The sequence below is a fragment of the Pigmentiphaga aceris genome (genome assembly GCF_008119665.1).
GTDB classification, from domain to species: Bacteria; Pseudomonadota; Gammaproteobacteria; order Burkholderiales; family Burkholderiaceae_B; genus Pigmentiphaga; species Pigmentiphaga aceris.
In genome coordinates this window covers 4928048-4939990 of sequence record NZ_CP043046.1, presented here as the reverse complement: position 1 = coordinate 4939990, position 11943 = coordinate 4928048, and the positions used below count along the sequence as shown (strand labels likewise).

11 protein-coding genes and 1 tRNA gene are annotated in these 11943 nt (G+C 62.5%); 8 read left to right on the top strand and 4 right to left on the bottom strand.

Annotated features, from left to right (window positions below):
• Positions 1–94: 94 nt before the first annotated feature.
• Both ppa and FXN63_RS21315 read left to right on the top strand, forming a co-directional pair.
• Entirely contained in the window at positions 95–628 is a 534-nt protein-coding gene (ppa, locus tag FXN63_RS21320) for an inorganic diphosphatase (protein WP_148817328.1), read from the top strand.
• 66 nt (positions 629–694) lie between these two features.
• On the top strand, positions 695–1390 hold the full coding sequence (locus FXN63_RS21315; RefSeq protein WP_148817326.1) for a fumarylacetoacetate hydrolase family protein: 696 nt from the start codon (positions 695–697) through the stop codon (positions 1388–1390).
• Here FXN63_RS21315 and FXN63_RS21310 read toward each other — a convergent pair.
• Both FXN63_RS21310 and hisC read right to left on the bottom strand, forming a co-directional pair.
• Positions 1370–3385, bottom strand: coding sequence for an ATP-binding protein (locus FXN63_RS21310; protein WP_148817323.1), 2016 nt, complete (start codon positions 3383–3385; stop codon positions 1370–1372). The two genes, FXN63_RS21315 and FXN63_RS21310, sit on opposite strands and share 21 nt — an antisense overlap.
• A gap of 46 nt (positions 3386–3431) precedes the next feature.
• Positions 3432–4496 carry a histidinol-phosphate transaminase gene (hisC, locus tag FXN63_RS21305; protein WP_148817320.1) on the bottom strand — a complete coding sequence of 355 codons (1065 nt, stop codon included), beginning with the start codon at positions 4494–4496 and terminating at the stop codon, positions 3432–3434.
• A 134-nt stretch (positions 4497–4630) separates the two neighbouring features.
• Here hisC and FXN63_RS21300 point away from each other — a divergent pair, with 134 nt between their 5' ends.
• Together FXN63_RS21300 and yfcF are read left to right on the top strand one after the other, a co-directional pair.
• The gene (locus FXN63_RS21300) at positions 4631–4825 is read left to right on the top strand and encodes a hypothetical protein (RefSeq protein ID WP_148817317.1); all 195 of its coding nucleotides are present in this window, start codon (positions 4631–4633) and stop codon (positions 4823–4825) included.
• 80 nt (positions 4826–4905) lie between these two features.
• Positions 4906–5532: a glutathione transferase gene (gene yfcF, locus FXN63_RS21295; RefSeq protein WP_148817314.1), complete on the top strand. Its 627-nt coding sequence runs from the start codon at positions 4906–4908 to the stop codon at positions 5530–5532.
• Positions 5533–5602: 70 nt separating this feature from the next.
• Here the strand turns inward: yfcF and FXN63_RS26790 are convergent, their stop codons facing one another.
• Both FXN63_RS26790 and FXN63_RS21290 read right to left on the bottom strand, forming a co-directional pair.
• Positions 5603–5773: a hypothetical protein gene (locus FXN63_RS26790; RefSeq protein ID WP_187394975.1), complete on the bottom strand. Its 171-nt coding sequence runs from the start codon at positions 5771–5773 to the stop codon at positions 5603–5605.
• 83 nt (positions 5774–5856) lie between these two features.
• Positions 5857–5931, bottom strand: a tRNA-Arg gene (locus FXN63_RS21290).
• A 137-nt stretch (positions 5932–6068) separates the two neighbouring features.
• Between FXN63_RS21290 and FXN63_RS21285 the strand changes: the two genes are divergently transcribed.
• From FXN63_RS21285 to parC, 4 genes are read left to right on the top strand one after another with little or no spacing between them, the layout of a single operon-like run.
• On the top strand, positions 6069–7301 hold the full coding sequence (locus FXN63_RS21285; protein WP_148817311.1) for an MFS transporter: 1233 nt from the start codon (positions 6069–6071) through the stop codon (positions 7299–7301).
• Positions 7302–7331: 30 nt separating this feature from the next.
• Positions 7332–7502: a hypothetical protein gene (locus FXN63_RS26785; protein ID WP_187394974.1), complete on the top strand. Its 171-nt coding sequence runs from the start codon at positions 7332–7334 to the stop codon at positions 7500–7502.
• 53 nt (positions 7503–7555) lie between these two features.
• On the top strand, positions 7556–9535 hold the full coding sequence (locus FXN63_RS21280) for a DNA topoisomerase IV subunit B (RefSeq protein WP_148817308.1): 1980 nt from the start codon (positions 7556–7558) through the stop codon (positions 9533–9535).
• A complete protein-coding gene (gene parC, locus FXN63_RS21275) occupies positions 9536–11860 on the top strand; it encodes a DNA topoisomerase IV subunit A (protein WP_148817305.1) in 2325 nt (774 codons plus the stop codon).
• Positions 11861–11943: the final 83 nt, after the last annotated feature.

Here is an 11943-nt window from a genome sequence, read left to right as displayed (position 1 = left end):
CGCAGCGCGTGTTCGACGCAAAGCCTTCTTCAAACGGCTTTGCAACTGGCACGATGTGACGGCGTCGTACTCATTCACTGTTTATCAGGTCGCCATGAATCTTGATCGCGTCGGTCCCGGAACCAAGTTGCCGGAAGAATTCAACGTCATCATCGAGATCCCGAAAGATTCGGATCCGATCAAATACGAAGTCGACAAGGACACCGGTGCCCTGTTCGTCGACCGTTTCATGATGACGGCCATGCGCTACCCGTGTAACTACGGCTACATCCCGCACACCGTTGCCGACGACGGCGACGCTGTCGACGTGCTGGTGATCACGCCTTACCCGGTGTCGGTCGGCGCGGTCATCCGCTGCCGCGCAATCGGCGTGCTGCAGATGGACGACGAAGCTGGCGGCGACGCCAAGCTGCTCGCCGTGCCGGTGCCCAAGCTGATCCCGATCTACAACCACTGGAACAAGCCCGACGATCTGCCGCAGGAATACCTGATGCAGATTCAGCACTTCTTCGAGCACTACAAAGACTTGGAGAAGGGCAAGTGGGTCAAGGTCAAGGGCTGGGAAGGCCCGGAAGCCGCCCACGCCGAGATCGTTGCGGGTCTGAAGGCCTTCGAAGCCGCCAAGTAAACCCGTCACCGGGGCGCGGCACCGCACCCCGGTGTGCCAGGTATTCCGTCTCCAGGAGTTCGTCTCATGTCTTATGTTTTCGAGCCCGCGCCAATCGTCGCCATTCCGGTCGTCGGCAGCGAGTCCCAGTTCCCGGTCCGTCGCATTTATTGCGTCGGCCGCAACTACGTCGAACATGCGCAGGAAATGGGTTTCACCGGGCGTGAGTTGCCCTTCTTCTTCGGCAAGCCCGCCGACGCGATCATCACCGGTGCCCCCGGCGAGACCGTGACGATGGACTATCCGTCGAAGACGCAGAACCTGCACTTCGAAGCCGAGCTGGTCGTTGCGATCGGCCTGGGCGGCAAGGACATCCCGGCTGCTGACGCGCTGCGTCACATCTGGGGTTATGGCGTGGGACTGGACATGACGCGCCGCGATCTGCAGAACGAGCAGAAGAAGCAAGGACGTCCCTGGGAAGTGGGCAAGGCATTCGAACAGTCGGCACCGATCGCTGCACTGCACCCGATCGTCGATACCGGCGAAATCACGCAAGGTGATGTCTGGCTGACCGTCAATGGCGAAACCCGCCAGAAGAGCGATCTGTCCAAGCTGATCTGGAGCGTGGCCGAGGTCATCGAACACCTGTCGGGTCTGTTCACGCTGCAACCTGGCGACCTGATCTTCACCGGCACGCCCGAAGGTGTGGGCGCGGTCAAGCCGGGTGATCTGATCGAAGTCGGCGTTGCCTCGCTGACCCGCCTAAGCGTGCAAGTACGCTGACGCGGCGGCTGCCGCCTTCTCGCGCGGCAGCGAAAAGCGGAAGGTCGCGCCCCCCTCGGGCCGGCCGTCCGCGGTCATGCGCCCACCATGCCGTTCCACAATGCGACGGCAGTGCGCAAGCCCCACACCAGTACCCTCGAACTGAGTGCTTGAGTGCAGGCGGCTGAACATGTCGAACAGCTTGTCGACCTTCTGCATGTCGAATCCCGCCCCGTTGTCTCGTACCGATACCGTGATCATCTCGTCATTGGCATCAGCCCAGATCTTCACGCGCGCCGGGTGACGATAACGGCTGAATTTCACCGCATTGTCGATCAGATTGACCAGCACCATGCGGATCAACTGCGGGTCGCCATACACGTGCGGCAACGCGCCCAAGGTCCAGTCGACCTCGACCTCGCGACGGGCGTCCGAGACATCGGCAATCACTTCGTGAATCAGCGGTTCCAGCGGGAAGGTGGTGGCGGCAATGCCCGCCCGGCCCAGCCTCGACAATTCCAGCAAGGCTTCAATGGTCTGGCTCATGCGCTTGGCCGTGGCACCTAGCGCGCCCAGCATGGGCAACGGATCGTAGTCGCTCTGGCCGCTCAGGCGTCGCAGCAAAATGTCGGTGGCGGAAATCACCTGACGTATCGGTGCGCGCAAGTCGTGTGACACCGATGAGGTGAACGCCTCCAGCTCACTGGTGCGTTCGGCAACACGCAGTTCCAGCGTTTCATTGAGCTTGCGCACGATGTCCTGGGCACGTTCGCGTTCCGTCACGTCCACACAGAACAACTGCGTCAACATGCGCCCGTTGCGCGGGATGCTGACCGCCGCCAGTTCGACATTGCGGATTGCGCCGTCCAGGGTTTCCAGGCGGAAAGGGCTGAACTCGATGAAACCGCTTGCGGATTCCAGTGGTTTCACCCGTTCATGTGCGTCGTGACGCTGTTCGGGCACGATGAAATCGCAGAATGGACGCCCGTACAGACCAGCCGCATCTTGTGCGCCCAGTTGCAGCAGTGCCGCGGGGTTGGCGTAACTGAGCACCCCCGCTTCCTGCGTAAGAATACCCAGGGGCGCATATTCGACCACCGCCCGGTACATCGCCTCGTGTTCACCCAGCGCACGCTCGGCCAGACGACGGCCCGTCTGGTCCACCAGCATGGTCATGGTTTCGTGGCGCTGCGCACCTACCCGGCGCGCGGGCGAGGTCCAGGCTTCGAACTCGTACTGCACCCCTTCAGGCGTGGTGAACGGCAGCACATAGGTACTGGTACGACCACGGCTGGCCTTGATGTGGTGGGATGCAACCGATTCGGCACTGCCTCGCGGCCACAAGGTGAATACGTCGGTGTCTTCGTCAATATCGGCCGCGCATCGGCCAAGCAATGTCAGGCAAGCCTGGTTGGCGTGCAGCACCTTGCCGTTAGGGTCCAGCAAACAGACGGGCAGGGGCAATCGGTCGGTCAGTTGGCGCAATTCCACGCCAGCGCGGCGGGCACGCGCCTCGGCCTGGCGACGCGTTGCATGCGCGGCCATCGCGCGCTTGTGGGCGTCGTTGGTGGACTGGCGCAGCAGACAAAGCGCCGAGACCGCCAGTGCTGCCGTCAACGCAAACGACAGCCACTCCAGCGGCGCAACGTAAGGAGACGGGTTGTACGGGACCGTGTCACTGAGCGGGTAGGTTGCATCGACCGCATCCACTACGTTGATGCGCCACACACCAATCAGGAAAGTAGCGGCCAGCGTTCCGATCGTCAGGACGATCGATTCATGCAGCCGCAACAACACCGTCGCGCTGACCAACAGCGCAACAAAGGGCAGTGCCAGCTGCGACATCAGGCCAGGGTCGTGGCCGAACACCACGAACATCGCGCCGCCCAGCACGTAGATCAGCAGGCGTGACGCGGCCAGATAATGCCGACGCCAGACCAGCCCGCCGCCGACAGCTGCGACAAGCAGGCACCCGGTGGCGAGCGCGATGGGAGAGAGCCAGGGAAGACCAAACATCGGCCAATGATAACTGCTGGCTCACTCGCAGGTTATTGCGTGAAACTCAGGCTGCCATGACCTTGTCGAGCGCCTGCAACAAGATATCGGTGTCGGCTTCCGAGCCAATCGATATGCGCAGGAACTGATCGATGCGCGGTGCATCGAAGCGGCGTACCAGCACCTTTTCCGCGCGCAGGCCGGCGGCCAGCGCCTTGCCATCGTGCTTGGGGTGACGCGCGAAAATGAAGTTGGTGGCCGAGGGCAGTACCTCGAAACCACGTGCTTTCAAGGCGTCATCCAACCGCGTGCGCGTGGCGATGATGGCTTGGCGAGTCTGTTCGAAATAGTCCACATCGTGGATAGCTGCAGTCGCCCCGGCAATCGCCAAGTGATCCACCGGGTAGGAATTGAAGCTGTTCTTCACACGTTGCAAGGCATCGATCAGGGGCGGTTGGCCCAAGGCGAAGCCCACACGCAGGCCTGCCAGCGAACGCGACTTCGACAGCGTCTGAATCACCAGCAGGTTCGGGTAACGGCTGACCAGGCTGGATGCCGACTCACCACCGAAGTCCACATAGGCTTCATCCACCACCACGACTGAATCGGTCTGCTTCTGGAGGAAGGCCTCGATGTCGGCCAGCGGCAGGGGGCAGCCAGTCGGTGCGTTCGGGTTGGCGAAGATCACGCCGCCGTTGGGCACCAGGTAGTCATTCAGGTCGATCGAGAAATCGTCTTTGAGCGGCAAAGCCCGGTAGGCGATGTCGAACAGGCGGCAGTAGACCGGGTAGAAGCTGTAAGTGATATCCGGCATCAACGTGGGCTGCTCGTGCTTGAGCAAGGCCTGGAATACCACCGCCAGCACTTCGTCCGACCCATTGCCCGCAAACACATGATCCAGCGGCAGGCCGACGTAGTCAGCCACTGCCTGGCAGAAATCCGTGCTGTTGGGGTCCGGGTAACGCGCCAATCCACCAACGGCTGCCGCGATCGCCTCATGCACCTTGGGGGAGGGCGGGAACGGGTTTTCGTTGGTGTTGAGCTTGACCAAACCGTCAATGCGGGGCTGCTCTCCGGGAACATAGGGCGTGAGCGACGCGGTAAGCGCGCTCCAGTACGGGCTGGTGGACATGGCGGGCGGCACGGATGCGCAAGGAAAATGAATTGCTATTGTGGCATCGATGCGGCCGGGTTCGCCGCTATGATTCGGTCGCCGCCTGCGCCTGAGTTCTCTGGCCGTGGGCATTTCTGCAAAAGGGCACTGCCGTGATCGGAAAAATCTGGACTGTCTGGGCCATCGCGGCCGCGCTCTGCCTGATCCCTGTCTACTTCATGGAACGCGCCGCCCGCAAAGTAGATGGCGCGTCGGGCTGGATGGTGTTCGGCTGGCTGTCCCTGTTCGGCATCATGCTGCCGATGGGGCTTGGTCTGGTGTCCTTGCTGATCTGGCTGTTCCGATAAGGGGCAAGCGGCGCGGGTGATCGATTGTTTAGTAAGCTCATCGACCCACCCATGCTCGATTCAGACAAGAGATCGCTCCGATGTCCGACGCCCGCCTTTACGTAGATTCACAGTTCACCAGCCCGTACGCCATGTCGGTTTTTGTGGCCTTGCACGAGGCCAAGTTGCCGTTCGATATCGAAACGGTGGACCTGGGTGCAGGTATGAACCACGCGCCGGCGTATGCCAACGTGTCACTGACCCGACGCGTGCCGACCTTGATTCACGGGGACTTTTCCCTGGCTGAATCCTCGGCCATCACCGAATATCTGAACGAACTGTTCCCGGCTGCTCGGCTGTATCCGCAGGAGATCAAGGCCCGCGCCAAGGCACGCCAGATCCAGGCATGGCTGCGCAGCGATCTGGTGCCGATCCGGCAAGAGCGATCCACGCTGGTCGTGTTCTACGGTCAGAAAGGACAGCCGCTGTCCGTTGACGCCCAGCGCGCCGCCGACAAGCTGTTTGCCGCCGCCGAGGCCTTGTTGCCCGACGGTGCCGAATACGTCTGCGGCGAATGGTCGCTTGCCGATGTCGACCTGGCGGTGATGCTCAACCGCCTGGCGTTGCACGGGGACCAGGTGCCGGCACGGCTTGCCGCCTACGCGGCGCACCAGTGGCAGCGCCCATCGGTGCAGCGCTGGGTAAACCAGACGCGACCGGCGCTGTAATGAAAAAAGGTGCCGAGGCACCTTTTTTTGACTGATTTCCATGCAGGCGCATCAGCGCCCCGGAACAAAATCAGTGTCCGCGGCCATAGATAATGGCGACGATAGCCACAGCGCATAGCGCAATCACCGTGATTACACGCGCGATCCACGGTGCGACCGCCCACGCGCCCAGCGCGAGAATCGCCTTGGACCAGCCACTGTGTTCCTGGCGGGGCTCTTGGGGAGTTTGGGGTAAGGACATCGGCACTCCGTACGGAAGAGTCGGAGCCGCATCCTACCTAATGCATCTGGCCCAGGCTGCATGCAAATGTACCCAGGTGCGTCTGGTCCCCCCAACAGGAATCGAACCTGTATCTAGCGCTTAGGAGGCACTCGTTCTATCCATTGAACTATGGGGAGACGGCAACGGCGTTGGGGAAAACGCCGTGTCGACGCGTGGCGATTCTAACACCGGGCGCGGCCCGTGACGCCCGGCGGGGAGTACGATTCTGAGTATCCCCGTGTTTCACATTCCCCGAATCCCCAAGGCTTCCCCCATGTCTGGTGTCGTTCCCCCCGTTTCTGCCCCCCCGGCCAGTCCTCCGACCAGCCGCACGCCGGCCACCCGCATGATCGTGATCGGGGCGCTGGCCGTGCTGCTGGCCATGGGGGTGCGCGCCACCTTCGGGCTGTTCATGCAGCCCATCGGGCTGGAAAACGGCTGGGGCCGTGACGTATTTTCAATGGCCTTTGCCATTCAGAACCTGACCTGGGGCATTGGCGCGATCGGGGCTGGCATGCTGGCCGATCGCGTCGGCGCAGGGCGCACGATTGCCGGTGCAGCCTTGTTGTACGCGCTGGGCTTGGTACTGATGCGCTTTGCCGGCAGCGAAGTCCAGCTCTATCTCAGCGCAGGCGTGCTGGTCGGGCTGGGTCAGGCGGGCACCACCTTCCCGGTCATTCTGCCGGTGATTGCGCGTGCTGTTCCCCTGTCACAACGCAGTACCGCGCTGGGCATCGTCAGCGCGGGTGGCTCGCTGGGCCAGTTCCTGATCGTGCCCACCGGGCAGTTCCTGATCGACGCCTTGCAGTGGTCGGGTGCCTTGTTCACCTTGTCGATGATGGTGGCGCTGGTATTGCCGATGGCTACCCAGCTGACTGGCAAGCCTGCCAATGAAGGCACGGCTGGCCTGTCCATGTGGGGCGCGATCCGTCAGGCGGTACGTCATCCTTCGTACCATTTCCTGTTCTGGAGCTATGCAGTCTGCGGCTTCCACACGGCGTTCATTACTCTGCACCTGCCGTCCTATGTGGTCGATCAAGGCCTGAACCCCAGTCAGGGTGCCACGGCCCTGGCGCTGATCGGCCTGTTCAACGTGTTCGGCTCGCTGTGGGCGGGCAAGATGGGTGGCCGTTACAGCAAGCGCCTGCTGCTGGCTGGCTTGTACGCGATGCGGGGCGTGGCAATTGGCGTGCTGTTGCTGCTGCCACTTACCCCCATGGTGCTGTACGGGTTCGCTGCTGTCATGGGGCTGGTCTGGCTGGGTACGGTACCGCTTACCATTGGCCTGGTCGGGCAGATTTACGGCATGCGTTACGCCGCCACCTTGTCGGGCGTGGTGTTCCTGGGGCACCAGGTAGGCAGCTTCGTGGGCGTGTGGATGGGCGGCAAGCTGTACGTGGCCACCGGCAGTTACACGGTAGTGTGGCTGCTTGGCCTGGGCCTGGCTTTTGCTGCCGCTGCGCTGTGCCTGCCGGTGCGTGAGCGCCCGCTTGCGCAGCCCGCTTGATTTCCGGCTTCTTTTCTCGCTGATTCCATCATGCCCAAGCCCGCCGATTCTTCGCCCGATACGCCGCTTTTTTCGCGTCCCTGGCGGCTGGCGGGCTACTTTCTGCTGCTTGCGGTGCTGGGCGCGGGCTTCGCTGCCTACCAGCATCCCATGCTGATCTTGCAATGGGAAACGCTGATGGCGCTCTGCGGCCTGGGGTAAGCGCCCGGTAGTCCGTAGAATGGCGGCTTGTTTTCCATCGCTGCCGGAGTGTCATGGCTACGCGTTACACCGAATCGTCTATCCGGGTGCTGAAAGGGCTTGAGCCCGTCAAGCAGCGCCCGGGCATGTATACCCGCACCGAAAACCCGCTGCACATCATCCAGGAAGTCGTCGATAACGCGGCCGATGAGGCGCTGGCGGGCAACGGCAAGCACATCCAGGTCACCGTCCACGGTGACGCCAGCGTCACCGTCGAGGACGAGGGCCGGGGCATTCCCGTCGGCATGCACCCTGAAGAGGGTGCGCCGGTCGTGGAACTGGTTTTCACCCGCCTGCACGCAGGCGGCAAGTTCGACAAGGCCGACGGCGGCGCGTATGCGTTTTCCGGTGGCCTGCATGGCGTGGGCGTATCCGTCACCAACGCGCTGTCCACCCGCCTGGAAGTCACGGTCTGGCGTGATGGCGGCGCGCATCGTCTGGTGTTTGCCGATGGCGACGTGATCGAGCCGATTGCGCCGGTGTCGGAAACCCGTCGCAAATCCGGCACGCGTGTGCGCTGCTGGCCGGACCCCAAGTATTTCGACAGCGCGGCGCTGCCGATGAACGAGCTGTCACGCCTGTTGCGCAGCAAGGCGGTGCTGCTGCCCGGCGTGAAAGTCACGCTGCGCGTCGAAAAAGCTGGCGAACGCGGCGGTGCAAGCACCTTCACCACGCAAACCTGGCTCTACGAACATGGCCTGCGCGGTTACCTGGGTGAAGCCCTGGGCGGTGCCGAACTCGTCATCCCCATGTTCGAGGGCGAGCAGTACGCGCAAAAAGATCACGAGACCTTCGCAGTAGGCGAAGGCGCACATTGGGTAGTTGCCTGGACCGAAGAAGGCAACGTGGTGCGCGAGTCCTACGTGAACCTGATTCCGACATCCGCCGGCGGCACGCACGAAGCTGGTTTGCGTGACGGCTTGTTCGGTGCGGTGAAGGGCTTTGTCGAACTGCACAACCTGCTGCCCAAGGGCGTGAAGCTGTTGCCGGAAGACGTGTTCGCCCGCGCCAGCTTCGTGCTGTCGGCCAAGGTGCTGGACCCGCAATTCCAGGGGCAGATCAAGGAACGTCTGAACAGCCGCGACGCCGTGCGTCTGGTCGGCAACTTCGCCCGTCCGGCCTTGGAACTCTGGCTGAATTCCCATGTGGAATATGGCAAGAAGCTGGCTGAGCTTGCCATCCGCCAGGCGCAGGCACGGGTGCGTGCCACGCAGAAGGTGGAAAAGAAAAAGAGCTCTGGCGTGGCCGTGTTGCCGGGCAAGCTGACCGATTGCGAAAGCAATGATGTCTCACGCACCGAAGTCTTCCTGGTCGAGGGCGACTCCGCAGGTGGGTCGGCCAAGATGGGCCGCGACAAAGAATTCCAGGCCATTCTGCCCTTGCGCGGCAAGGTGCTGAATTCCTGGGAAGTGGATCGTGATCGCTTGTTTGCGAACAACGAAATCCACGATATTTCCGTGGCCATCGGTGTCGATCCGCACAGCATGCATGACACGCCGGACCTGAGCAATTTGCGCTACGGCCGCATCTGCATCCTGTCCGACGCCGACGTGGACGGTTCGCACATTCAGGTCTTGCTGCTGACCCTGTTCTACAAGCACTTCCCCAAAGTGATCGAGTCCGGTCACCTGTTCGTGGCGCGTCCGCCGCTGTACCGGTTGGACGTGCCGGCACAGGGCAAGCGCCCGGCGCGCAAGATCTATTGCCTGGACGACGGTGAACTGGAAGCCGCCACCGACAAGCTGCGCAAGGAAGGCGTGCGCGAAACCGCGTGGAGCATCGGCCGATTCAAGGGCCTGGGTGAGATGAACCCGGAACAACTGTGGGAAACCACCATGAACCCCGACACGCGACGCCTGTTGCCGGTGCGTATCGGCGAGGTCGGTGGCCTGCAGACGACCGAAATGTTCGACATGTTGATGGGCAAGGGCGAGGCGTCGCAGCGACGCGCCTGGCTGGAAGAGAAGGGCGATCTTGCCGAGGTGGATATTTAAATGAGCGATTTCCAAGACGGGTTGTTCGACGCAACCCCGGACCCGACCCCCGAGGACGACGGCGCGACGATCACGCTCGCGCGTTATGCCGAACAGGCGTACCTGGACTACGCCGTCTCAGTAGTGAAGGGCCGCGCCCTGCCTGATGTCAGCGACGGCCAGAAACCCGTGCAGCGCCGTATCCTGTTCGCCATGGATGCGATGGGCCTGGGTGCCAACGCCAAGCCGGTGAAGTCGGCGCGTGTGGTGGGTGACGTGCTGGGCAAGTATCACCCGCACGGCGACCAGGCTGCCTACGATGCGCTGGTGCGCATGGCGCAGTCCTTCTCGCTGCGTTACCCGCTGATCGACGGCCAGGGCAACTTCGGTTCGCGCGACGGCGACGGTGCGGCAGCCATGCGCTACACCGAAGCGCGCCTGACGCCGATTTCGCGCCTGCTGCTGGACGAGTTGGGCCAGGGCACGGTCGACTTCATGCCCAACTACGACGGGTCGCAGGAAGAGCCCAAGCTCTTGCCCGCGCGCCTGCCGATGGTTTTGCTGAACGGCGCATCCGGCATCGCAGTCGGCATGGCAACGGAAATCCCGTCGCACAACCTGCGTGAAGTCGCGCAGGCAGCGGTGGCGTTGCTGAAGAAACCCGACATGCTCGACGAGGCGCTGTTTGCCTTGCTGCCCGGCCCCGACTATCCGGGTGGCGGACAGATCATCACGCCTGCGGAAGACATCGCGAACATCTACCGCAGCGGCCGTGGTTCGCTGAAGGTGCGTGCGCGCTGGAAGTTCGAAGAAATGGCGCGCGGCCAGTGGCAATTGGTGATTACCGAACTGCCGCCGGGTGCAACCGGCCAGCGTGTGCTGGAAGAAGTCGAAGAACTCAGCAACCCGAAGATCAAGGCTGGCAAGAAGGCGCTCAGCGCCGAGCAGCAGCAGATCAAGGCGCACCTGCTCAGCCTGCTGGATACCGTGCGCGACGAATCCGGCAAAGATGCCGCCGTGCGTCTGGTGTTCGAACCGAAAAGCTCGCGTATCGACCGCGAGGAATTCGTCAACACGCTGCTTGCGCACACCTCGATGGAATCGAGCGCACCGATCAATCTGGTGATGGTTGGCCTGGATGGCCGTCCGCGTCAGAAGTCGCTGCGTGAAGTGCTGACCGAATGGCTGGCCTTCCGTACCAACACCGTCACGCGTCGCACTGCCTACCGCATGGGCAAGGTCGCCGACCGCATGCATGTGCTGGAAGGCCGGATGGTCGTCTACCTGAACGTGGATGCGGTGATCCGTACCATCCGCGAGTCGGACGAGCCGAAGGCCGCGCTGATGGAAGCCTTCAACCTGACTGAGCGTCAGGCCGAAGACATTCTGGAAATGCGCCTGCGTCAGCTGGCGCGTCTGGAAGGCTTCAAGATCGAACAGGAACTGGCCGACCTGCGCATCGAGCACGCCAAGCTGGGTGAGCTGCTGGCCAACCCGGGCTCGCTGAAGAAGGCTATCATCAAAGAGATCGAGGCCGACGCCAAGACCTATGGTGACGACCGTCGCACTCTGATCGAAACTGCCGAACGCGCCAGCATCGAAGCCAAGGTCATCGACGAACCCGTCACCGTGATCGTGTCGGAAAAAGGCTGGCTACGTGCACGCCAAGGCCACGGCCACGACGCATCGCTGTTCACCTTCAAGGCAAGCGATGGCTTGTACGGTGCCTTCGAGTGCCGCACCACCGATTCACTGATCGCACTGGCCAGCAACGGCCGGGTGTACTCAGTGCCGGTGTCCAGCTTGCCGTCTGCACGCGGTGACGGCACGCCCGTCACCACCATGATCGAACTCGAAGCCGGCGCGCGCGTGCTGCACATGATCGCGGGCAACGCCGATTCGCGCTGGCTGCTGACCAGTGGCAGCGGCCTGGGTTTCATCACCAAGCTGGGCGACATGGTCACCCGTCAGCGTGCAGGCAAGCAGTTCCTGACGCTGGAAGAAGGCGATCAACCGCAACGCCCGGTACCGGTCTGGCAAGGTGCCACCCGCCTGGCCTTGCTGACCGCCAAGGGACGCTTCCTGTTGTTCGGGCTGGAAGAGGTCAAGATTCTGAGTGCCGGCGGACGCGGCACCATGCTGATCGATCTGGATCCGAAGGACTCGTTGTCGCAGGTGGTGCCGATCGGTGATGCCGGTCTGCGGGCATCGGGCATCTACCGCAACAAGCAGACCGACGATGTGCTGTACGGTGCGGCGCTGGATGTCTATCTGGGCAAGCGTGCTCGCAAGGGTAAGCAGCTGGATGTGCGTCCGAAGCAGCCGGTGTTGTCGCCGGTGTTGTAAGGCGCGGGCTAACAGCTAGCCGCCAAGTAAAAAACCGGTGTCGCGCAAGCGGCACCGGTTTTTTTTACGTCTGTCGTGCCTGC